The organism is Gallaecimonas pentaromativorans (assembly GCF_003751625.1).
Lineage (GTDB): Bacteria > Pseudomonadota > Gammaproteobacteria > Enterobacterales > Gallaecimonadaceae > Gallaecimonas > Gallaecimonas pentaromativorans.
Map to the genome: position 1 here is coordinate 1 of NZ_RJUL01000001.1, position 21,025 is coordinate 21,025.

Sequence of the window (21,025 nt, forward strand, 5' to 3'; positions counted from 1 at the left end):
GCCCGGCTCATCACCTATCAGATTAAGGGCAAGTCCCGGCAAGTATTGACCTCCTTGCTCGATACCCGCCGCTACCCCTGCGACGACCTCGTCGATCTTTACAGCCACCGCTGGGAAATCGAGCTGGGTTACCGGGAAATGAAGCAAAGCCTGCTGCAGTCGAGCTATACCCTTAGGAGCAAAAAGCCGTGCATGACGCGGCAGGAGTTATGGGGGCTGTTGCTGGCGTACAACCTCATTCGGGTGGCAATGATAAAGGCGGCAGCGCCCCTGGAAGGGGTGTGGCCAAACCAACTGAGCTTTGCCGGCTGCGCGCGCGCCGTTATCCACTTTTTTTGTACCCAGCAAACCACCCATCCAGGCGCATATCCCAAGCAATACGCGTGGTTCATTAGCACCCTGGCCCAGTTCAAGCTCCCCGACCGACGACCAGACCGGTCATATCCACGCTGCATCCGGCCAAAATACAGCAAGTATCCAGCGAGAAAGAAAAAATGCCAGTCAGCTTAACTGACTGGCATTAGCTCGATGAGCGGCTTTTTTATTGGCTAGAGTGCTTATTGCACTGTGGCGATAACGGCGGTGTCGGTGTAGCTCAGGGCCACCTTCACGGCGCCGGCGCTGACACTGGCGAACTGACCGGCCAGCTTGCCAGCACTGATCAGGGTGAACTGGCTGCCGGCAGCGGGCTGGCTGCTGAAGTTAAGCACCAGTTGGCCGCCGCTGATATAGGCGGTGCCGGTGGTTTGCAGCTGGGCGGCGTCGTCGTCCATGTCGATGGTGAGGGTGCCGTCGTCCTGGGTGAAGTTGGCTACCGTCACCGCGCCGCTGGCGTTAACCAGCACATTACCGGCACTGACGTACAGATCGCCGACGCCAAAGGCGCTGGGGGACTGGGCTTCCAGGCTACCGGCCTTGACCAGGGTGCCGCCGCTGTAGCTGTTGGCGCCTGTCAGGGTCAGGGTGCCGGTGCCTTCCTTAGTGAGCATGCCGGTGCCGCTGATGTCGTTGCGCCACCAGTCGTGGCTGCTAAAGCCGCCGTCCGCTGCGTCCATGTCCACGGTCACGTCGCCATTAAAAGCGCCGTAGCCGTCGCTTGCCATCACCAGGTCCAGGCGGCCCCAGCCGTTGGACTCATCGAGGATGGGGTAGCCGGAGTCGACTTCGGTGGTAGCCAGCACGGCGCGGCGCTGCTCGGCGCTGAGGTAGGGTTGACGGCTCGCCAGCAGCAACTCGGCGCCCTGGGGCACTATGGCCGCGGCGCCAGCGGTGCCGGTTTGGGTAAAGCCGTAGGTCAGGCGGGCGCGATACAGCGCCTTCATGGCGGCGTGGTCGCTGTAGCGGTTGTTGTTAAAGACGCTGGTGTTAACGGCGCTGCCATCAACCAGGCTGCCGGGGTTGGCAACGGTGGTGTGGGCGTAAGCATAGAGGCTCATGTCGGCGCTATCGGCCATGGCGCCAAAGTAAGACTGGGCCTTGGTGTAGGCCGCCTGGGCGTCGCTTTGAATGGTGCTTTGGCCAAGGGCGTAGGCAGCTACCGCCAGGGCGTGGATACGGCCGCCAATCACGTCTACCGGCGAGTGCATACCGGCCAGGATGCGGTTTTCACCCAGCTGCGAACCGCGGGTTAGCATCTCGGCGTAGCGCTGCGGCAAGGCATAGGCGTACGCCATGGCCGCCAGGTAGCCGGCATTGGTGTGGCCTGAAGGGAAGGCGCCATCTTTGCGGCGGTTTTCCTGGTCGTCGGCGATGATGCTGCTCTCGTGATGGCGGCGAGCACATACCAGGCCCGGCACCACTTTCACGCTGCTGGTGTAGCTGTCGAAGATCCAGCTGTTGTCCGTGTTGCTGTCGGCATCGACGCAGCTGTAATTGGCCGAGCCCAGGTAATCAACTTTACCGTCATCGTCCATGCGCCAGGGGCGCGGGGTAGAGAACAGGTATTTGGAGGCGCTGGTAGAGGCCGGCGCGGCTTGGCGGAAGTCGTAAACCAACTGGTAGACGGCACCCAGCTCGCTGTCGCTGCTGCCAGCGTACTGGATACCGTCGTTGTTGGCGGCGCTGTAATGGGCGTTGCTGAGCACGTCAGACAACGCCGGGGCGTGGATGTCGGTATAGGCGCCGGCACCGGCCACGTAGGCTTCGGTAAGGGGGCCGTAGCCGTCAATCACGCTGTAGTTCTTGCTGCGCTGGTCATCGAGGAAAGCTTCGACGGATTGGTCCTGGCTGCGGTTGGCCGTGACCTTGACCACGTACTGGATGTTTTCCTTCCACACCGTGGCGTTGACTATCTGCTGGCCGTCGAAGTTGTCGGGGCCATTGCCGTTGGCGTTTTGCTGCCAGCCGGCAAAACCGGCGGTCCAGATGTTGTTGATGCCCTTAAGCAGGTTGGCGATGGGGTTTTGGTCGATGTTGTAACGCAGCGCCGAGTCGGCGTTGTTGGCGGCGTTCTCGGCCGACGGCAGCGGGTAGTCCACTGCCGGCAGCGGTACGCTCAGCTCGCTGCCAAGGCCGGTGGGGATGGCCGGCTTGGTTATCTCAACGCTGGGGGTATCGTCATGGCTGTCACTGCAGCCGGGCAGTACTAGGGTCAGGGCGGCCAACACGGCCAGGGACAAGGCGGAACGTTGCAAGGAGTTGGGGTACATGGCTGGGTCCTTTTATAAAAAGTCCCAGCACCCTAAGCACTCTTTATGAAAGCTCGGTGACTGTTTTGTTAACCCTTGATTAGGAAGGGTAAATTAGCTTGGTATATGAAATTTTTTATACCAAATGATGAAAATACTCGGCAAATCAATAAAAAACCCGGCCAGTGCCGGGTTCAACCTTCGAGGATAACGGTGGCCATGGCCAAGGCCTTTTCGTCTGACAAGGCCAGGTGGCAATGGCGCACCCCCATGGCGTCGGCCAGGGCTTTAGCCTGGCCGCTCAGGCGCAAGATGGGCTTGCCGGCAGCATCGTTACTGACTTCAAAATCCTGAAAGCTCACCCCGGCGGCAATGCCGGTGCCAAGGGCCTTGGCCGCCGCTTCCTTGGCGGCCCAGCGCTTGGCTATAAAAGACAGCGGCTTGCCCCTCGCTTCAAACTGGGCCTGTTCGGCAGCGGTGAGCAGCCGTTTGGCAAAGCGCTCACTGGCGCGCTCAAAGCGGCCAATTTGCACCACATCGTTACCCAGGCCGAGGATCACCTGGCGGCCACCATCAGCGCTTTCATATCCCGCACGGCTTTGTCCAGGCCGTCAAAGAGCGCTCGGGCAACAATGGCATGGCCGATGTTGAGCTCATAGATTTGCGCCATGGCGGCAATGGGCTGCACGTTGTGGTAATGCAGGCCGTGGCCGGCGTTAACGGTGATGCCAAGGCTGTCGGCCAGCTCTACGCCACGGCGGATGCGCTCCAGCTCCTTGGCCTGCTCGCTGCCTTGGCTCTCGGCGTAGTGGCCGGTATGAATTTCAATAAAAGGCGCCCGGCACTTGGCCGCCGCTTCTATCTGGCGCGGGTCGCAGTCGATAAATAGCGACACCAAAATGCCCGCCTCTGCCATGCGCTCACAGGCGGCGTTAACCCGCGCAAACTGGCCGACCACATCCAGGCCGCCCTCGGTGGTGAGCTCTTGGCGCTTTTCCGGCACCAGGCACACAAAGGCAGGTTTGACCTGCTCGGCAATGGCCAGCATCTCGTCGGTGACCGCCATCTCCAGGTTCATGCGGGTCTGGATGGTGTCTTTTAACAGAAACACGTCGCGGTCTTTGATGTGGCGGCGGTCTTCGCGCAGGTGGATAGTAATGCCGTCGGCCCCGGCCCGTTCGGCCACAAAGGCGGCTTCCACTGGATCTGGGTATTGGCTGCCACGGGCGTTACGCACGGTGGCAATATGGTCGATGTTCACACCAAGATGGATTGGGCTCATTGGACTCCTCCTGCGAGTCGAAAAAGCTCCCTGCTTTTTAGCGGTTTGTCCCCCAGATGCGGGGCCAGCAGGGCACGGCAAAAGTGTTTGGCGATACGCCGGGTGTCCTCATCCTGCCAAAGGTCCTGGGCCATGGCCAGCAGCGCCTGGCCAGGGTATGGGCCTTTCACATCACTCACCAGGCCCTCTTCGGGCAGCAGTTGGTAACGCCCTTGGGGATTGAGGGGCTGGCCCTGGGTGTCGCGCCACAGATCAACGCCATAGCCCAGGCGATGACACAGGCTCAGCTCAAAGCGGCGCAGCACCGGCTCCACATCTGCGCTACTCAGCGCCAGCAGGGTTTGCTGGTAGAGGCGAAACAGGCCATCGGTCTCGACGCCACGGGGCACCAGGCGAATAAGCAGTTCGTTGACATAAAAACCGGCGTAAAGGGCATTGCCGGTAAGGGGATGGGCGGTTTTAACGTCAATGCTGCGGGCGTTCTTTAAATCACCCTGGCCAGCCAGGGTCAGCTCGAGCAGCACAAAGGGCTGCATGGCAGCCCTTTTATGACTCTTCTTGGCCGCCATGCCTCGAACCACGGCGCCGACCCTGCTGTCGTCTTCAAGCAATAGCTCGGCAAGGGCGGCGTCGTCCAGGTAAGGACGGCGGTGCAGCACATAGGCCCCCTGGGCCATTAGTCGTCCCCGTAACCCAGGGAACGCAGGGCCCGCTCGTCGTCGGCCCAGCCGGATTTCACCTTCACCCACAGTTCCAGATGCACCGGGTAGTTAAAGAGGCGCTGCATGTCTTGGCGGGCGTCGGTGCCGATGCGCTTGAGCTTGTCGCCTTTGGCGCCGATCACCATGCGCTTTTGCCCTTCCCGCTCCACCAGAATAAGGCCATTGATATGAAAACGGCCTTCTTCTTCCTTGAACTGCTCAATCTCTACCGTCACCGAATAAGGCACTTCGTCGCCGAGGTTACGCATCAGTTTTTCACGGATGATTTCAGCAGCCATAAAGCGGCTGGAACGGTCGGTGATGTGGTCGTCGGGGAAGATGTGCTCGCACTCGGGAATGCGTTTTTCCACCTCGGCGCGCAGGGCTTCTACCTGGGTGCCCTTCTCGGCGCTGATCGGCACGATGGCGGCAAAATCGAATTGCTCGGACAGCCATTTGAGGTGCGGGAACAGGTCGTTCTTGTTCTTGACGTTATCGACTTTGTTGACCGCCAGAATAACCGGCTTTTTCTCGGCTTTGAGCTTTTCCAGTACCATCTGGTCGTCGTCTTCCCAGTGGCTGCCCTCCACCACAAACACCACCACTTCTACGTCGCCCAAAGAGCTGGCAGCGGCGCGGTTCATCAGGCGGTTGATGGCCTTTTTCTCGTCCTTGTGCAGGCCGGGGGTGTCAACGTAGATCACCTGCAGGTCATCCTGGGTGTCGATACCCAGGATGCGGTGGCGGGTGGTCTGGGCCTTTTTGGAGGTGATGGACACCTTCTGGCCTAAAAGCTGGTTCAAGAGGGTGGATTTACCCACATTGGGGCGGCCGACAATGGCCACAAAACCACAGCGTTGCTCAGTCATTTAATTGCTCCAGGGCTTGCTCGGCGGCGGCCTGCTCTGCCTTGCGGCGGCTGGAGCCTACGCCCATAAAGGGATTGTCGATACCTTCCACCAGACAGGACACCGTAAAGGTTTGCTGGTGGGCTTCCCCTTCCACTTTCTCCACCTGATAGTGTGGCAGAGGCAGGCGCTTGCCCTGCAGGTATTCCTGCAGCCGGGTTTTGGGATCTTTCTGGGCGACGCCAGGCTGGATAGCCTCTAAGCGGCTGTCATACCAGCTGAGGATAAGGTCGCGAATGGTGGGTAAATCCGAATCCAGATAAATGGCGCCAATCAAGGCTTCTACGCCGTCAGCCAAAATGGACTCACGGCGAAAACCGCCGGATTTGAGCTCGCCCGGCCCCAGGCGCAAAAAGTCGCCCAGTTGGAATTCGCTACCAAACTCGGCCAGGGTTTTGCCTTTGACCAGGGTGGCGCGCATCCGCGACATATCCCCTTCGTTAGCGGCCGGGAACCGATGATAAAGGGCGTCGGCAATGACAAAACTCAAAATCGAGTCGCCCAGGTATTCCAGACGCTCGTTGTGCTGGGAGCCAGCACTGCGGTGCGTCAACGCCTGGCGAACCCGCTTTTCGTCATTGAAGCAGTAGCCCAGGCGGCGATACAAAGTCTCTAAAGAATGGGTCATCTCTCTTCCAATAAAGAGGGCGGAGTGTCCGCCCTGCTGAATCGTTATTTTATGGGACCTATGCGTCCGAATCTAACCCCGGTCGGCACCCAACTGGGTAACCAGCTGTCCGGACCGCGGTCCATGTTAAAGCTCATCCAGATAAATACCGCTTTGCCCACCAGGTTTTCTTCCGGCACAAAGCCCCAGAAACGGGAATCGGCGCTGTTGTCGCGGTTATCCCCCATGGCGAAATAATGTCCTGCCGGCACCAGCCACTGGCCGGCGCGCTGGCCCGGCTGGCGATAATACTCCCCTACCCGGTCGGGAATACCGGGCGCCTGCAAAATGTGGTGCTTTACATCGCCCAGGGTCTCAAGGCGGTTGTCCAGCGGGTAGTTACCGATAAAAAAGGCGCCAAGGCCTTCATCAACGCTGGCCACTTCTGCAAGGGCCGGGCAAGGCTGCTGGCCCTTGCAGGCCGGCTGCACATAAAGGTGCTTGTTACGGTAGACAATTTTGTCTCCCGGCAGTCCCACCACCCTTTTTATCAGGTCGATTTTCGGGTCGCGCGGGTCCTTGAACACAAACACATCGCCCCGTTTGGGCTCGCCGGTGGCAATCACCTTCTTGGCAAAAACCGGATCTTTAAGGCCGTAGGCAAACTTCTGTACCAGCACAAAGTCGCCCACCAGCAAGGTGGGCATCATGGAGCCGGAGGGAATTTGAAACGGCTCAAACAAAAACGAGCGCAGTATCATCACCGCCGCTATCACCGGGAACACCCCGGCGCTGTTCTCTACCCAACCGGGCTGGGCCAGCAATTTGTCACGCTCCGGCCCCTCCAGGGTGCCACGGGCCGCCGCCTCGGCATCGGCCAGTTGGCTGCGCCGCTTCGGCGCCCAGCGGTAACGGTCCAGGGCCCAGACCAGGCCGGTGGCCAGGGTCAACATCACCAGCAGGATAGAGAAATACTGTGCCATCCGTATGCGTCTCCCGCCTCTTGGCCGTCAGTGAATGGGGCCCAGGCGGCCAAAGCGCACGCCGGTGGGAACCCAACTTGGCAGCCAGCTGTCGGGGCTGCGGTCCATGTCAAAGCTCATCCAGATAAAGACTGCTTTACCCACCAGATTCTGCTCCGGCACAAAGCCCCAGAAGCGCGAATCGCGGCTGTTGTCGCGGTTGTCGCCCATGGCGAAGTATTCGCCTTGCGGCACTATCCATTCGTCAGGGCGGGTGCCGGGTTGCTCGAAGTACTCGCCAACCCGGTCAGGAAAGGCGTAGTTGAGCAGGATGTCGTGTTTGACATCGCCTAAGGTTTCGGTGCGCCGGTCGAGCGGGAAGTTGCCAAGATAAAACTCGCCCTTGCCCTTGTCGACACTGGTAACTTCGCTCAGGCCTGGGCATTCCTTAACGCCCTCGGCGCAAGCCGGCTGAATATAGAGGTGCTTGTTGCGGTAGATGATTTTATCCCCCGGCAAGCCCACTACCCGCTTGATGTAATCGACTTTAGGGTCTTCGGGGTATTTGAAGACGATGATATCACCACGCTTGGGTTTGCCGGTGGGGATCATGGTCTTGGCAAAAACCGGGTCCTTGATGCCGTAGGCAAATTTTTCCACCAGGATAAAGTCGCCCACCAGCAGGGTGGGCATCATGGACCCGGACGGAATTTGAAAGGGTTCAAACAAAAACGAGCGCAGTACCAGCACCGCCGCGATCACCGGGAAGGCGCCGCGGCAACTCTCCACCCAACTGGGGTGAGCCAGCATCTTCTCACGACTGTCTTGGTCCAGCTCGCCGCCGGCGGCCTGTTCGGCACGGGCCAGAGCGGCCCGGCGTTTGGGCGCCCACAGCAGTTTGTCCAGCAACCAGACCAGGCCGGTGCCCAAGGTGATGAGCACCAATAAGATGGAGAAGTACTGCGCCATGAATTGTCCTTATTTACCCACTTTCAAGATGGCGAGGAAGGCCTCCTGGGGCACTTCAACGTTCCCCAGCTGCTTCATCCGCTTTTTACCTTCTTTTTGTTTCTGAAGGAGTTTTTTCTTACGGGAGACGTCACCACCATAACATTTGGCGGTTACGTCCTTACGCAGCGCCTTAACGGTACTACGGGCAATAATGTGGTTGCCGATAGCGGCCTGGATGGCGATATCGAACATCTGGCGAGGAATGAGCTCTTTCATCTTCTCCACCAGTTCGCGGCCACGGTATTGGGCGTTGTCCTTGTGGGTGATGATGGCCAGGGCGTCGACCCGGTCGCCGTTGATCATCACGTCCAGGCGCACCATGTCGGCCACCTGGAAGCGTTTGAAGTTGTAATCCAGCGAGGCGTAGCCACGGCTGGTGGACTTGAGGCGGTCAAAGAAGTCCAGCACCACTTCGGCCATGGGCAGCTCGTAAGTCAGCGCCACCTGGTTGCCGTGGTAAACCATGTTGGTTTGCATGCCGCGCTTTTCGATACACAGGGTAATGACGTTACCCAGATACTCTTGCGGCACCAGGATGTGGGCCTCAACGATAGGCTCGCCAATCTCTTCGATGTTCTGGATGGGCGGCAGCGCCGAGGGGTTGTCCACCTGCACGGTTTCACCGTCGGTCTTTTTGACCTCGTAAATTACGGTGGGGGCGGTGGTGATAAGGTCGAGATCGTATTCCCGCTCCAGGCGCTCTTGGATGATCTCCATGTGCAGCATGCCCAAAAAGCCCAGGCGAAAGCCAAAGCCAAGGGCGGTGGAGGTTTCCGGCTCGTAAAAGAGCGACGCGTCGTTCAAGGACAATTTGCCCAGGGCGTCACGGAAAGACTCGTAATCGTCGGAGCTGATGGGGAACAGGCCCGCGTAAACCTGGGGTTTGACCTTTTTAAAGCCCGGCAGCGGTTTGTCGGCGCCGTTACGGGCCAAGGTCAGGGTGTCACCTACGGGAGCGCCGTGGATGTCTTTGATGCCGCACACCACCCAGCCCACCTCGCCGCATTTGAGGCCGTCGGTGTCTTTCTGTTTGGGGGTGAAGATACCGATGCGGTCCACATCCCAGTTCTGGCCGGTGCTCATCACCTTGATTTTCTCGCCCTTTTTCAGCGAGCCGTGCTTGATGCGTACCAAGGACACCACCCCAAGGTAGGGGTCGAACCAGGAGTCGATGATGAGCGCCTGCAGCGGCGCGTCCGGGTCGCCGACCGGGGCCGGAATGGCCTGGACGATGCGCTCCAGCACGTCTTCAACGCCGATACCGGTTTTGGCAGAGCAGCGCACCGCGTCGATGGCTTCGATACCGACGATGTCTTCAATCTCGGTGGCCACCCGCTCTGGGTCGGCCTGGGGCAGGTCAATCTTATTAAGAACCGGCACCACTTCCAGGTTTTGCTCCAGGGCGGTGTAGCAGTTGGCCAGGGTCTGGGCTTCTACCCCTTGGCCGGCGTCTACCACCAGCAGCGCCCCTTCGCAGGCCGCCAGGGAGCGGGACACTTCATAGGAGAAGTCCACGTGGCCGGGGGTGTCGATAAAGTTGAGCTGGTAGGTCTCGCCGTCTTTGGCGTTGTAGTTGAGGGTAACGCTCTGGGCCTTGATAGTAATGCCGCGCTCGCGTTCCAGATCCATGGAGTCCAGCACCTGCTGCTGCATTTCGCGGTCGGTCAGGCCACCACAGACCTGGATCAGGCGGTCGGACAGGGTAGATTTGCCATGGTCAATGTGGGCAATAATGGAGAAGTTACGAATATGCTTCATGAGGCTAGGATGGGTCCACGTCAATGCTGGGTCGCAAATGCGGGGATTTTACGCTAAACCGCCGGGCAAATCATCCGCCCGTCACCGCAAGTTCCATTCTGTCTCTTTCGCGGCTCAGCACCTTGATAAGCTTGGGCTCTGCCACCAGCCGCCCGGCAAGATAACCAGCCCAGCGAAAACCGCCATAACCGCCGCCAACCAAGGCCGGCAATACCCACAACTCGGACAGGGCCAGGCTGGCGGTTAACTGGCTGGCCAACACCGCCGCCGCGATAAGGCACAGCAACGGCAGCAGATACAGGATGAGGGTGCCACGCACCAGGCTTTGCTCGGTAATGCCTACCCGCACAAAATCCCCTACCGCCACGGCTTGATCGCAGTGCATGTCTAGCACGTCTAGGCGGCGGTTAACGGCTTTGGAGAGTTGCCCCGAACCACATTGCTCGTTGCTGGAACAGCTGTCGCAACTGGACTGGCGGCGAAACTGGACCCGGATCAGGCGGCCCTTCACCGCCACCACTTCGACGTCACGCTCCATCATGGCTGGCCACCGGTCAGGCTAACCTGGCGCGCCACCCTCTCAAGGGCTGCGGTAGGCACGGTGCCAACCGCCATCACCTCGGTGCCGCCGTGGTTGATCCCCACCAGGTTGAAAAAGCCGTTCTGATGGATGGTCAGCTCCTGGCGCGGGGCGCTGGGGTTGATGTACACGGCAATCTCGGCCAGGCCATCGGAATAGAGCCAGTAATCGACCCCTTCGCCCAGCAAGGCCAGGCGATGGTAGTTGGCAGTCACCGGGTGAAAGCCCGGCGGCAGCCAGTTGACCTTGCCAAGGGCCTGGGGCGAGCCTTGACTGGGCAGGGCGCTGGGGGCCGGGAACTGGGCCTTGGCTACCCGCTGGATATGGTCGGACGGGGCGTCCAGTTTATCCATGTCCACCACCATCAGCTGCTCGATCACCTCGGCATTCTGGGCTACCCGGTCTACCCGCAGCGGCAGGTGGTTGTCTCTGTCTATCCAGATCCAAAAACCGTGGCGGTAGTTGTCTTTGGGCACGATGCGCAGCAATTGGGCCGGATGCCCTGCTACCCGCGACACCCCGGCCAACACCAGGTTGTAGTGGTCAACAAGGTCGGCCGGCGCGGTCAGCAGCGCATCGGGAATAGGGCCGCGAATGCTGTCGGCCTTATAGGAAAAAGGAGCATGGTCCATGTCCAGCAAGGTGACCACGTCGCCCTTTCTGACCACTTCCCGTGGCGGCCCGTTAAGGAACACCAGATGCTCGATCTGTTCGCCGTCAATCACCCCATGCTCATAGCGGAACGGCTGCACTCGCCCTTCCTGGACCTTGACCAATGACAACACGTAGTCGTCATTGGTCAGGGCATGGGACAAGGCATCGAGCCATTGCAGCGCCTGGGCCTGATTTTGTTCAGCATCTTGAGATGATGGGTTGTGCTGGGGCAGCGCCTGGGCGCTTTCGGCTTGGGGCTGGCTACCGGGGGTTACCCCCTGGTTGGCCGGCACAGTGGTCGCAGTGACCGCTGCCAGCACCAGCCAGGGGAACATCATTTCGGATTCGCCTCGCTATCCTCGGTCACTTTTTCATCGTCCTGCAACCGCAGTTGCTGGGCGTGGTCCTGCAGATAGGCGTTAACGCGGCGTTGCTGTTCGGCCTGAATAAGGCGGCCTTGCTCACCATTGGGCGGGCCAGCTTCCAGGCTCACCGGCGCAGCAGTACCGATAGCCGGCAGGGTAGACAAAACTGGGTTGCTGACCGGCTGCGGCACGTCGCTCTTGGCGCCGTACTGCTGAACACCGATCACCGCCACCAAGGCAACGGAGGCCGCGACCGCCATCTGGGCCACCGGGCGCCAGAACCCTTGCAGGCCACGGGGCTTGGCTTTGGTTTCAGTCGCCTTGGGGGCCAGCAGCGCCGGTTCCTCGTCCAATGCGGCAGCGACCCGGTCCGTGATGTCAAAAGACATCTGAGCCGGCAGTTCACCGCGCAGAGCATCACCGATCAGGTGATAACGCTGCCAGCGCTCAGCCGCCTCTGGGTCTGATTTGATTTCCTCCAGCCAGGTACCATCCAGCGGATGCTGGTTGTCCACCAGGGCTGAGAAGAGTTCGTCACGATGCTGTGCCATAGTATTTACCCTTAACGCCTGAGCAAAGGTTGCAGCCGTTTGTCGATAGCTTCGCGGGCCCTGAAGATCCGCGATCGTACTGTCCCTACCGGACAATCCATCACGACAGCTATCTCCTCGTAACTGAGCCCTTCCATCTCTCGCAACGTGATGGCTGATCGCAAATCGTCCGGCAGGGACTCAATGGTTTCAAACACCACTTTCTTGATTTCTTCCGACAGCAGCATGCGCTCGGGACTGTCGACCTCACGCAGCGCATCGGCGCCGTCATAAAATTCTGCTTCGTCCGCGTCTACATCATTGGCCGGCGGACGGCGGCCCTGTGCCACTAAATAGTTTTTGGCACTGTTTACGGCGATGCGATAAAGCCAAGTATAAAAGGCACTCTCGCCGCGAAAATTAGGGAGTGCCCGGTACGCCTTGATAAAGGCCTCCTGAACCACATCAGGCACATCCCCCTGATTTTTCACATACCGGCCCACCAAATTGGCCAGCCGGTGCTGATACTTGGCAACCAGCAGATTAAACGCCTGTTTGTCGCCTCGCTGGACGCGCTCAACCAACGCCAGGTCGTTATCTACGGTCTGCTCATTCATCCGAGCCTGTTCTCCCAACATGTTCTTCTCAATTTCTGCGTTGTGACTCGGTACAAGCGCCAACTCTATGACGCGGCGGTTCATGGGAAGTTCAATGCATTCGTAACTTTTTGACTCTCCCTCGGATTTGGAGGGATACTGCGCCGCATCCAGTCACTTGCCCTGCCCGCCATCATACTGTATGCAAGCAGATACTGACCATCTCTGTGACGTCCTCGTTGTCGGCAGCGGCGCTGCCGGCCTGACATTGGCCCTGAAACTGGCCGACACCGCCCAGGTGTTGGTGCTGGCCAAAGGCCCCTTAAAAGAGGGCTCCACCTTTTATGCCCAGGGCGGCATTGCCGCCGTCTTTGACGAAACCGACACTGTTGAGTCCCACGTGGAAGACACCATGGTGGCCGGTGGCGGCATCTGCGAAGAAGACGCGGTGCGCTTTACCGCCAGCCACGCCAAGGAAGCCCTGGAATGGCTCATCTCCCTTGGGGTGCCCTTCGACCGCGAAGAAGACGACGACTCGCGCTTTCACCTGACCCGCGAAGGCGGCCACAGCCACCGGCGCATTCTCCATGCCGCCGACGCCACCGGCCGCGCTGTGCAGCTGACCCTGGTGGAACAGGTGCGCAATCACCCCAACATTCGCCTGCTAGAAGCCCATAACGCCGTGGATTTGCTCACCGGCCGCAAATTTGGCCTCGATACCGACCGCTGCTTCGGCGCCTATGTGTGGAACCGCAACAAGATGCGGGTGGAAACCATCCGCGCCAAGGCGGTGGTGCTGGCCACCGGCGGCGCCTCCAAGGTTTACCAATACACTTCCAACCCCGACATCGCCTCGGGCGACGGCATTGCCATGGCCTGGCGGGCGGGCTGTAGGGTAGCCAACCTCGAATTCAACCAGTTCCACCCCACTTGCCTGTACCACCCCCAGGCCAGGAATTTTCTGGTCACCGAAGCCCTGCGCGGTGAAGGCGCGGTATTGCGCCGCCCCGACGGCAGCCGTTTTATGGACAAGTACCACGAGATGGGGGAGCTGGCGCCACGGGACGTAGTAGCCCGGGCCATCGACCATGAAATGAAGAAGCTGGGCGCCGATTGCGTGTACCTGGATATTTCCCACAAGGACAGCGACTTCATCATCAAGCACTTCCCTACCATCCATGAAAAGCTCAAGGGCCTTGGCATCGACATCACCACCAGTCCCATTCCGGTGGTACCGGCCGCCCACTACACCTGTGGCGGCGTGGTCACCGACATGCAGGGCCAGACCGATGTGCCCGGCCTCTACGCCATAGGGGAAGTGGCCTACACCGGCCTGCACGGCGCCAACCGCATGGCCTCGAACTCCCTGCTTGAATGCCTGGTGTTCGGCACCGCCGCCGCCGAAAAGATAAACACCGAGCTTGGCCAACTGCAAAGCCTGCCCATGGCCCCGGCCTGGGACGAGTCCAAGGTCATCGACTCGGACGAAGAAGTGGTCATTGCCCACAACTGGCACGAGCTGCGCCTTTTCATGTGGGACTACGTAGGGATAGTGCGCACCAACAAACGCCTGGAGCGGGCCATGCACCGCATCGAGCTGTTGAAGCAGGAGATTCACGACTACTACGCCAACTTCAGGGTGTCGAACAACCTGTTGGAGCTGCGTAACCTGGTACAGGTGGCCGAGCTTATTGTGCGCTGCGCCATGGCAAGAAAAGAGTCGCGGGGCTTGCACTATAACCTCGATTACCCCGGTCAGCTTGAAAACGCCAGCCCTACGGTGCTGCGCCCAGACAGCGTTTGAGCCGGCGCCAGTCGGCCTCGCCAAGTTCAGGCCGATAAACCCAGTACCACCTAGAGCCCGCCTGGAACATCACCAGCAGCGGGCTTTTCATTACCCGGCTGACAACCACCGGCTGGCCATCAAGGCGCACCATGCCGGCCTCGTTTAGCCACAACAGCGCCGGGGCGGCCGGAAAGGTCACTAAGTAAAGGAGCGGTAACAGCAGCAATGCCGGCCAGCTAAGCCAGCAAAGGGCGGGGAAAATCAGCAGCAACGGCGCCCGCTTGAGCCAGGGGCGCCAGCGCCATAAACGCAGCTGGAGGTTATGGCTTGATACGGGCGTGGACACGGTCGAGGATAAGCTGCACCATGGCGGCCAGCTCCGGGTCCGGGCATTGCTGGTGGCCCATCACCCAGGCAAACAAATCAGGGTCATCCTGGGTCAGTAGGCGCTCGAAAGTGACCTTGTCCTGGTCGCTCAGCTCGTCATAGGCTTCGTCGACAAAGGGCTCAAACAGCACGTCCAGCTCCAGCATGCCGCGACGGCAGGCCCATTTGAGGCGTGACTTGTTCTTGTTATCGGTCATGTTGCGCACTACTCCGGCAAATTTTGTTGGCCAAGTTTACCTGCTTTTGGCGCCGCTATCAGCCTGCACTTCAATTGTGGCCGCCCCTTGGTGGTATGATGGCGCCACTTATTCTGAGGAGGTGATTGATGTCATCCTGGCAAAGCATCCTTGGCACCTTGCCACAAAGCCCCCTGCCCCTGAACCTGCCCACCTTGGCGCTGATGCCCCTGACCGAGCTGGGCCTGGTGCGCCTAGCAGGGGTTGAGGCGCAAAAATTCCTGCAAGGTCAGGTCACCACCGATCTGACTGTCTTACCTAAAAACCAAGCTAGTCTCGCCGCCCAGTGCGACCCCAAAGGCAAGATGCTGGGGCTCTTTACCCTGCTCTGGCAGCAAGACGACATCCTGCTTATCCAGGCCCGCGACGCCATCGCCAGCCAACTGCCCGGCATGGCCAAATTTGCGGTGTTCAACAAGGTCACCCTGAGCGATGCCAGCGACGAGCTGCTGATGCTAGGGGTGAGTGGCAGCAGCGCTAGTGATGCCTTGCAAGCCGCCGGCCTGCCGCTACCCGCCGCGCCCCTTGAGGTGAGCCCGCTAGAAGGCGGCTTTGTGCTGAATAAAGGCGCGTCTCGCTACCTGGTGGCCCTGCCCGTTGAGGCCATGAAGGCCTTGGTAAGCAAACTGCCCGATGCCTGGTTTGAGCCCTCGGCCTGGCAAGGTCTTGAGGTACTGGCCGGCCAGCCCTGGCTGCCCGCTGCCATTCAGGGCGAGTACATTCCTCAGCAATTGAACCTTGATAACCTCGGCGGCATCAGCTTTGAAAAAGGCTGCTACATCGGCCAGGAAGTGGTAGCACGGATGCATTTTCGCGGCGGCAACAAGCGCGCGCTTTGGCAATTGGCCGGCAGCGCCGACCAAGCCCCCAAGGCCGGCGACGAGCTGGAGCTCAAGCTCGGTGAAAGTTATCGCCGTGGCGGTGTGGTGGTAGCGGCTTATCGCTTTGCCGAAGGCGAACTTCGGGTGCTGGCAGTGGCCAGCAATGATTTGGAACCCGACAGCGCATTTCGCCTCAAAGACGCCCCGGGCAGCGCCCTTGCCCTGGTCGCCCAGAGCACCAAGCTGTAAGCAACTGTTCCCTTATGCAAGGGGTTGCATAAGGGAATACTGATAAAACTTAGCCCCTTAGCCCAATCCCTGCAGATATCGCCTGACACACTCTGTTACAGACCCCGTCGGCCATCCAAGCCCTCTCTTCCACACTTTGACATGGACACCGACATCCCTGTCTTGCGTTTGGAGGAAGTGAAGATGAAATTGGCCTCGATACTGATCCTTGGCGCCACCCTCGCCGCCGCACCGGCCCTGGCGCAAACCCGTTATGTGGCTGCCGACAACAGCCTGGGAACCCAGCTTTGCATTTCAGCCGCGACCGCCACCCCCATCGGCATGGTGATGGAGCTCAAAGAAACTCACCTGAGTTACCATTTTCTTGCCAACAACCTGCGTTGCAACGACATGTCAGTGGGGCGCTTTGCCGCCGAAGCCGGCAATGACCGTGTTGCCAGCCAGTTCCTGAGAAGGATGAAACAGCAGATTGAAATCAAAGACATTGTTGCCAAAGCCGACGTGTCGCTTATGGTGCAGGGCAGCCTGTAATAAAAAAGGCGCCGTTGGCGCCTTTTTTATTTGAGAAAATTGCCGCAGCCATGCAGTTGCTGGCTGCCCAGAGCAATAGCCACCTTGGTATCAAAACGCTCGCCGCTCATGTCGTCAACGCAGGGGCCTGGGCTTAGGGTGGCGCTAAAACCGCTGCCCTCAAAGAGGGTCTTGTCGCCTTGTTGCAGGCGCCGGGCGCCGCTTTTGAAACGTTGCTGGCCGTAATCGGTATCAAGCTCCATGGCGGTGCCGGAGATCTCCAGCTGCCAGCCGGGCTCGTTGCCCAAAGCCCGAAAATCCACCCCTTTGAGCTTGGCGCTGTCCCAGGCGGTGGCCTTGGGGTCGAGCCGGCAACTCTGGCTGGCGCCTCTGGTCGTCAAGGTGGCCTCTTTACCGCTGGTAACCAGATGCAGCTCGGTGCCGGCGTACTCAATGCCACTGCTGCTCTGGCGCTGCTGCACCGGCACTTTTTGGCCATCAAGATACAACATGCTGCTGCCGCCCTTTTGCTCCAGCACCAGGCTGGTGTCGGTGCAGTGATAGACCCTGGCGCCAGGGCCAGCTATCCGCTCAGAGAGATCCGGCGCTTCCGGCGCCTTGGCCGTTACCGGCAAATCAGTGTTGCCTTTGTCGCCGCAGCCGCTTAGCAGAACCAGTACAACCGCCCAGATGTGTTTGCTCATAAATCCCCCCAACCTTGCAGCTGTAACCTTAGCCACCCCAGTTCAACCCAGCCTGACAATGGCTTGGTAACCGCCTTTTCACCCCGTTTACCGAGCGCTAACCAGCTGATTTTTTTACTTAGCGATGGCTTCGCAGCTTTGGTAACGTAGGCCAACCCCCGAGGAGACGTTTTATGAAGCGTATTGTGATTGTCGGCGGTGGCGCCGGCGGATTGGAGTTGGCTTGCCGGCTCGGTCGCAGTCTTGCCAAGAAACACCTGGCCCAGGTGCTGCTTATCGACCAGCACCGCCAGCATGTCTGGAAACCGCTGCTCCATGAAGTGGCCACCGGCGCCTTCAACCCTGAACTTGGCGGCGCCGATTACCTGAACCTCGCCCGCCTGAGCGGCTTTCAGTTTATCCAGGGCCAACTCACTGAACTGGACCGGGAAAACAGGCAACTGACCCTGGCCCCCACCCGCGATGGCAAAGGCCGTTTTCTCAGTAGCAACCAGCATATTCAGTACGATTTTCTGGTGATGGCGGTAGGTAGCCAGAGCGCCGATTTCGGCACCAAAGGCGTGGCCGACCATGCCTTTTTCCTCGACGGCCCCGAGCAAGCCAACCTCTTTCACGACCACCTGCTGGCAAGGGTGCAAAGCGAAACCTTAAGCGAAACCCCGGCCAAGCTGTCGGTAGCCATTGTTGGCGCCGGCGCTACAGGCGTAGAACTCTCTGCCGAGCTTCGCAGCGCCGAGAAGGTGTTTCGCCACTACGGCGCCAAACACCTAAGCCTGGATTTGACCTTGCTGGAAGCGGGCCCCCGCATCTTGCCGGCGCTCAACGAAAAAATTGCCGCCAAGGCCCAGCGCGAACTCAACAAGCTTGGGGTGAAGGTGCGTACCGGCGCCAAGGTGATTGAAGCCACCAAAGACGCCTTTGTGCTGGACGGCGACGAGCGTATCGAAGCAGATTTAATGGTGTGGGCCGCCGGTATCAAAGGCGCCGATTGGCTGGCCCAGCTGGGGCTTGCCACCTCCCGGCGCAACCAGTTCGAGGTCAACGGCCAGCTGCGCACCTCCGACGAGCACATCTACGCTCTGGGGGATTGCTGCGACGCCGCCCCGCCACGGGCCCAGTCTGCCAACCAGCAGGCCATCTTTCTCAACAAGCTGTTTGCGGCCCTGGTCAAGGACGAGCCCTTCAGCGACGAGTTCAAATACCAAGATTACGGCTCGCTGGTGTCGCTGGCCAACTACAGCGCCGTGGGCGGCTTGATGGGGTCTATCGCCAAAGGCACGCTGTTTGTGGAAGGCCATATCGCCCGCTGGATGTACATCTCCTTGTACCGCAAACACCAGCTGGCCATGTTTGGGCTGTGGCGCACCATCGGCATGGTGATCGCCGACAAGTTCAACGGCTGGGTCAGGCCCCGCCTGAAACTGCACTAAGCCTGGCCGCGCCCTGGGTTGATGACAGGGCGCTCGCCAATACCGGCTCACTCAGATAAAAGCCCTGCACTGTGTCGCAACGCATTTTTGCCAGCAGTGCCAGGGCTTTTTCGTCTTCCACCCCTTCAGCCACTACCTCGATAGCCAGCCCCTGGGCCAGGGCAATCACCCCTTCCACCAGCTTGGCTGAGCGCGTATCGCTGGCCATGGGCTGGACAAAGCTTTTATCCAGTTTCAGCACCTCGGGCGCAAAATCCTTAAGGTGCGACAGGCTGGAATAACCGGTGCCAAAGTCGTCCACCGCCAGGCGAATGCCTTTGCTGCGCATGCCATTCACAAAGGCCAAGGCTTGCTCTGGGTCGCGCAGCAGCGCGCCTTCGGTGAGTTCCACTTCTAAAAGCGCGCCGGCCAGGCCATAACGGTTAAGCTCACCGGCGAAAAAATCCGCCAGATCCGCTTCATCCAATTGCACTGCCGACACATTAATGGCCATGGTCAGCCCCGGCCAAAGCGCCTGCCAGGCCTTAAGCTGCATAAGAGCGGTGCTGGCCACCCAGCGCCCCACCTGGCGGATAAGGCCGGTGTCTTCCAGCAGCGGCACGAAATCACAGGGCGGAATAAGGCGCCCGTCCTGACTCCAGCGAATAAGCGCTTCCACCCCAACCATACGCTGGGCGTTGAGGCTGAATTTGGGTTGGTAGACCAGCAAAAACTCGTTGTTGGCAAGGGCAGTGCGCAGGCGGTTTTCCATCCGTACCCGCTCCAGCGTCGGCCCGCTGAGGGTAGTGGAGTACAAACGGTAGTTGTCGCGCCCGGCTTGTTTTGCCGCATACATGGCCACTTCGGCGCACCTCAGCAAGCTCTCGGCATCACTGCCATGCTCGGGAAAGCGTACCAAGCCAAGACTGTGGGTCAGCACATGGCGGTCGCTGCCAATCACCAGTGGCTCGGCCACCCCCTGGCGAAGGTGGGCGACTAAGGCCTCCAGTTCATCAAGGCTCAGATCCCGGGGGGCGGCGAGGATAAACTCGTCGCCGCCGCTTCGCACTATCAGCATTTCGTCGCCAAAGCGGCGGCGCAGGCGATGGGCCAGCTGCACCAGCACTTCGTCACCCACCTTGTGGCCAAGGGTATCGTTGATGTTTTTAAAGCGGTCCAAATCTAACAGGCACATAAAACCGCTTTTGCCCTGGCGCAACCAGCGATTGAGGCTTTGCCCCAGCAGCACCCGGTTGGCAAGGCCGGTGAGTTGGTCGTGGTGGGACAAATGCCAGATGCGGCTGCGCTGGGTGCGGCTTTCGGTGATGTCGGTCATGATGCCTGCCACCTTGAGGGTGCGGCCCTCTTCGTCAGTGACCGGGTAGGCGTTGTCCTTTATCCAGCGCTCGTTGCCGTCTTGGTCCAGTACCCGATATTCCAGCTCAGTCTCGCCACGAAGGCGCTGGCCGGAGGCGAGCACCCGGGCCACCTTGTCCCTGTCCATAGGGACTATAGCCTCCAGCCAGTCTTCGGCGTCCACATAGAGCATCTGCGGGTCGCGCCCCAGCAGCGCTTGGTAACCGGGCGACACATATTCGATGCGGCGACTGGCCACATCAAAGCTCCAAAACACCTGAGGCAGGCGGCTAACCAAGGCCTGCATCATCTTCTCGCTTTGGGCCAGCTGCTGGCGGGCCTGGCGTTCGCGAGACAAGTCCACCGCTGCCACCAGCACCAGTGTGTGGCTGTCAAACTGCAACTGCCGGGCCAGTACCGACACACTTAGGCCATTGGCCAGCTGCATTTCGTCTTTCAGTGCTGACAGGTCACCGGATAACAAGGCGGAATTGAACAGCGGATGGAACTGGCTGGCAAAGATCTGGTCTAGGTGGGACACCTCGCCCACCATGGCCAGGCTTTGATGGTTTTGCTGGATAACGCTACCTGCGGTATCCACCAACCAAAGAGCCAGGGGGTGTTCGTTAAAAAGGCTTTGATAACTTTGTGTTAAGGCCAGTTGCCGACCATAAATGCGCCGCTGACTTTGGGCGAAACGGTCAATGAGGCGGTAGAGGATAAGAGCCGTCATCAACACGAAAAAACTGCCTTTATAGGTTTGCACCCACGGGTTGTCACCAAATAGCAGCAGGCTTAGTTGATCGGACCCCCAGATCCACAGCAGCGCGAGTACGCAGTAAACAACAGCAATCCGAATGGGCACCAGGCGGTAACGTCGATCGTATGAAGAGGCGTTATGGGTGTCTGTCATTGAGCATCCAAGCGGGCTAAATCAAAAAAAGGCGTTAACTTTTAATGACTTTACCTAAACACATTTTTTCAAC

The 21,025-nt window shown here is 59.6% G+C and carries 22 protein-coding genes; 5 read left to right on the forward strand and 17 right to left on the reverse strand.

What is annotated here, in order from left to right; genetic code table 11:
- A partial coding sequence (locus EDC28_RS00005) for a transposase (RefSeq protein WP_148049767.1) occupies window positions 1–510 on the forward strand: 510 nt, incomplete at its 5' end.
- 47 nt (window positions 511–557) lie between these two features.
- Here EDC28_RS00005 and EDC28_RS00010 read toward each other — a convergent pair.
- The 13 genes from EDC28_RS00010 to rpoE form a co-directional block, all read right to left on the reverse strand.
- Window positions 558–2,648, reverse strand: coding sequence for a phosphatase PAP2 family protein (locus tag EDC28_RS00010; protein WP_123420245.1), 2,091 nt, complete (start codon window positions 2,646–2,648; stop codon window positions 558–560).
- A 173-nt stretch (window positions 2,649–2,821) separates the two neighbouring features.
- Entirely contained in the window at window positions 2,822–3,187 is a 366-nt protein-coding gene (gene acpS, locus EDC28_RS00015; protein WP_123420246.1) for a holo-ACP synthase, read from the reverse strand.
- The gene (pdxJ, locus tag EDC28_RS00020; RefSeq protein WP_123420247.1) at window positions 3,184–3,909 is read right to left on the reverse strand and encodes a pyridoxine 5'-phosphate synthase; all 726 of its coding nucleotides are present in this window, start codon (window positions 3,907–3,909) and stop codon (window positions 3,184–3,186) included. Before pdxJ ends, acpS begins: the two co-directional genes overlap by 4 nt.
- The gene (gene recO / locus EDC28_RS00025) at window positions 3,906–4,586 is read right to left on the reverse strand and encodes a DNA repair protein RecO (protein ID WP_050660682.1); all 681 of its coding nucleotides are present in this window, start codon (window positions 4,584–4,586) and stop codon (window positions 3,906–3,908) included. Before recO ends, pdxJ begins: the two co-directional genes overlap by 4 nt.
- Window positions 4,586–5,479, reverse strand: coding sequence for a GTPase Era (era, locus tag EDC28_RS00030; protein WP_050660683.1), 894 nt, complete (start codon window positions 5,477–5,479; stop codon window positions 4,586–4,588). Before era ends, recO begins: the two co-directional genes overlap by 1 nt.
- Entirely contained in the window at window positions 5,472–6,146 is a 675-nt protein-coding gene (rnc, locus tag EDC28_RS00035; RefSeq protein ID WP_123420248.1) for a ribonuclease III, read from the reverse strand. The genes era and rnc overlap by 8 nt, the downstream gene beginning before the upstream one ends.
- A 44-nt stretch (window positions 6,147–6,190) precedes the next feature.
- A complete protein-coding gene (gene lepB, locus EDC28_RS00040) occupies window positions 6,191–7,108 on the reverse strand; it encodes a signal peptidase I (protein ID WP_123420249.1) in 918 nt (305 codons plus the stop codon).
- A gap of 27 nt (window positions 7,109–7,135) precedes the next feature.
- Window positions 7,136–8,056 carry a signal peptidase I gene (lepB, locus tag EDC28_RS00045; protein ID WP_123420250.1) on the reverse strand — a complete coding sequence of 307 codons (921 nt, stop codon included), beginning with the start codon at window positions 8,054–8,056 and terminating at the stop codon, window positions 7,136–7,138.
- Between the two features lie 9 nt (window positions 8,057–8,065).
- A complete protein-coding gene (gene lepA, locus EDC28_RS00050) occupies window positions 8,066–9,856 on the reverse strand; it encodes a translation elongation factor 4 (RefSeq protein WP_050660687.1) in 1,791 nt (596 codons plus the stop codon).
- Window positions 9,857–9,926: 70 nt separating this feature from the next.
- Window positions 9,927–10,397, reverse strand: coding sequence for a SoxR reducing system RseC family protein (locus EDC28_RS00055; protein WP_123420251.1), 471 nt, complete (start codon window positions 10,395–10,397; stop codon window positions 9,927–9,929).
- The gene (locus EDC28_RS00060; RefSeq protein WP_123420252.1) at window positions 10,394–11,428 is read right to left on the reverse strand and encodes a MucB/RseB C-terminal domain-containing protein; all 1,035 of its coding nucleotides are present in this window, start codon (window positions 11,426–11,428) and stop codon (window positions 10,394–10,396) included. The genes EDC28_RS00055 and EDC28_RS00060 overlap by 4 nt, the downstream gene beginning before the upstream one ends.
- The gene (locus EDC28_RS00065) at window positions 11,425–12,006 is read right to left on the reverse strand and encodes a sigma-E factor negative regulatory protein (protein WP_123420253.1); all 582 of its coding nucleotides are present in this window, start codon (window positions 12,004–12,006) and stop codon (window positions 11,425–11,427) included. Before EDC28_RS00065 ends, EDC28_RS00060 begins: the two co-directional genes overlap by 4 nt.
- Before the next feature lie 11 nt (window positions 12,007–12,017).
- A complete protein-coding gene (gene rpoE, locus EDC28_RS00070; RefSeq protein WP_123420569.1) occupies window positions 12,018–12,602 on the reverse strand; it encodes an RNA polymerase sigma factor RpoE in 585 nt (194 codons plus the stop codon).
- Between the two features lie 181 nt (window positions 12,603–12,783).
- Between rpoE and nadB the strand changes: the two genes are divergently transcribed.
- The gene (nadB, locus tag EDC28_RS00075) at window positions 12,784–14,385 is read left to right on the forward strand and encodes an L-aspartate oxidase (RefSeq protein ID WP_123420254.1); all 1,602 of its coding nucleotides are present in this window, start codon (window positions 12,784–12,786) and stop codon (window positions 14,383–14,385) included.
- On the opposite strand, the gene EDC28_RS00080 is transcribed toward nadB, so the two are convergent.
- Entirely contained in the window at window positions 14,357–14,713 is a 357-nt protein-coding gene (locus EDC28_RS00080) for a hypothetical protein (RefSeq protein ID WP_148049768.1), read from the reverse strand. The two genes, nadB and EDC28_RS00080, sit on opposite strands and share 29 nt — an antisense overlap.
- Window positions 14,688–14,951 carry an FAD assembly factor SdhE gene (locus EDC28_RS00085; RefSeq protein WP_050660727.1) on the reverse strand — a complete coding sequence of 88 codons (264 nt, stop codon included), beginning with the start codon at window positions 14,949–14,951 and terminating at the stop codon, window positions 14,688–14,690. The genes EDC28_RS00080 and EDC28_RS00085 overlap by 26 nt, the downstream gene beginning before the upstream one ends.
- Before the next feature lie 128 nt (window positions 14,952–15,079).
- Between EDC28_RS00085 and ygfZ the strand changes: the two genes are divergently transcribed.
- Window positions 15,080–16,060, forward strand: coding sequence for a tRNA-modifying protein YgfZ (gene ygfZ / locus EDC28_RS00090; protein ID WP_123420256.1), 981 nt, complete (start codon window positions 15,080–15,082; stop codon window positions 16,058–16,060).
- Window positions 16,061–16,243: 183 nt separating this feature from the next.
- Window positions 16,244–16,591 (forward strand): DUF3718 domain-containing protein, encoded by a 348-nt coding sequence (locus tag EDC28_RS00095; protein WP_170163975.1) that lies wholly within the window; start codon window positions 16,244–16,246, stop codon window positions 16,589–16,591.
- A 26-nt stretch (window positions 16,592–16,617) separates the two neighbouring features.
- Here EDC28_RS00095 and EDC28_RS00100 read toward each other — a convergent pair whose 3' ends face one another.
- On the reverse strand, window positions 16,618–17,274 hold the full coding sequence (locus tag EDC28_RS00100) for an MliC family protein (protein WP_123420258.1): 657 nt from the start codon (window positions 17,272–17,274) through the stop codon (window positions 16,618–16,620).
- A 173-nt stretch (window positions 17,275–17,447) separates the two neighbouring features.
- Here EDC28_RS00100 and EDC28_RS00105 point away from each other — a divergent pair, with 173 nt between their 5' ends.
- Entirely contained in the window at window positions 17,448–18,704 is a 1,257-nt protein-coding gene (locus tag EDC28_RS00105) for an NAD(P)/FAD-dependent oxidoreductase (protein ID WP_050660696.1), read from the forward strand.
- On the opposite strand, the gene EDC28_RS00110 is transcribed toward EDC28_RS00105, so the two are convergent.
- Window positions 18,679–20,952 carry a putative bifunctional diguanylate cyclase/phosphodiesterase gene (locus EDC28_RS00110; protein WP_123420259.1) on the reverse strand — a complete coding sequence of 758 codons (2,274 nt, stop codon included), beginning with the start codon at window positions 20,950–20,952 and terminating at the stop codon, window positions 18,679–18,681. The two genes, EDC28_RS00105 and EDC28_RS00110, sit on opposite strands and share 26 nt — an antisense overlap.
- Window positions 20,953–21,025: the final 73 nt, after the last annotated feature.

What these genes read in the sequence shown, in the direction of transcription:
- EDC28_RS00060 (WP_123420252.1), bottom strand. Translation starts at nt 11,428, where the DNA reads ATGATGTTCCCCTGGCTGGTGCTGGCAGCGGTCACTGCGACCACTGTG.
- EDC28_RS00065 (WP_123420253.1), bottom strand. Translation starts at nt 12,006, where the DNA reads ATGGCACAGCATCGTGACGAACTCTTCTCAGCCCTGGTGGACAACCAG.
- recO (WP_050660682.1), bottom strand. Translation starts at nt 4,586, where the DNA reads ATGGCCCAGGGGGCCTATGTGCTGCACCGCCGTCCTTACCTGGACGAC.
- lepB (WP_123420250.1), bottom strand. Translation starts at nt 8,056, where the DNA reads ATGGCGCAGTACTTCTCCATCTTATTGGTGCTCATCACCTTGGGCACC.
- EDC28_RS00100 (WP_123420258.1), bottom strand. Translation starts at nt 17,274, where the DNA reads ATGAGCAAACACATCTGGGCGGTTGTACTGGTTCTGCTAAGCGGCTGC.
- EDC28_RS00055 (WP_123420251.1), bottom strand. Translation starts at nt 10,397, where the DNA reads ATGATGGAGCGTGACGTCGAAGTGGTGGCGGTGAAGGGCCGCCTGATC.
- EDC28_RS00110 (WP_123420259.1), bottom strand. Translation starts at nt 20,952, where the DNA reads ATGACAGACACCCATAACGCCTCTTCATACGATCGACGTTACCGCCTG.
- ygfZ (WP_123420256.1), top strand. Translation starts at nt 15,080, where the DNA reads ATGTCATCCTGGCAAAGCATCCTTGGCACCTTGCCACAAAGCCCCCTG.
- lepB (WP_123420249.1), bottom strand. Translation starts at nt 7,108, where the DNA reads ATGGCACAGTATTTCTCTATCCTGCTGGTGATGTTGACCCTGGCCACC.
- EDC28_RS00095 (WP_170163975.1), top strand. Translation starts at nt 16,244, where the DNA reads ATGAAATTGGCCTCGATACTGATCCTTGGCGCCACCCTCGCCGCCGCA.
- rpoE (WP_123420569.1), bottom strand. Translation starts at nt 12,602, where the DNA reads ATGAATGAGCAGACCGTAGATAACGACCTGGCGTTGGTTGAGCGCGTC.
- era (WP_050660683.1), bottom strand. Translation starts at nt 5,479, where the DNA reads ATGACTGAGCAACGCTGTGGTTTTGTGGCCATTGTCGGCCGCCCCAAT.
- EDC28_RS00010 (WP_123420245.1), bottom strand. Translation starts at nt 2,648, where the DNA reads ATGTACCCCAACTCCTTGCAACGTTCCGCCTTGTCCCTGGCCGTGTTG.
- EDC28_RS00085 (WP_050660727.1), bottom strand. Translation starts at nt 14,951, where the DNA reads ATGACCGATAACAAGAACAAGTCACGCCTCAAATGGGCCTGCCGTCGC.
- rnc (WP_123420248.1), bottom strand. Translation starts at nt 6,146, where the DNA reads ATGACCCATTCTTTAGAGACTTTGTATCGCCGCCTGGGCTACTGCTTC.
- lepA (WP_050660687.1), bottom strand. Translation starts at nt 9,856, where the DNA reads ATGAAGCATATTCGTAACTTCTCCATTATTGCCCACATTGACCATGGC.
- nadB (WP_123420254.1), top strand. Translation starts at nt 12,784, where the DNA reads ATGCAAGCAGATACTGACCATCTCTGTGACGTCCTCGTTGTCGGCAGC.
- pdxJ (WP_123420247.1), bottom strand. Translation starts at nt 3,909, where the DNA reads ATGAGCCCAATCCATCTTGGTGTGAACATCGACCATATTGCCACCGTG.
- EDC28_RS00105 (WP_050660696.1), top strand. Translation starts at nt 17,448, where the DNA reads ATGAAGCGTATTGTGATTGTCGGCGGTGGCGCCGGCGGATTGGAGTTG.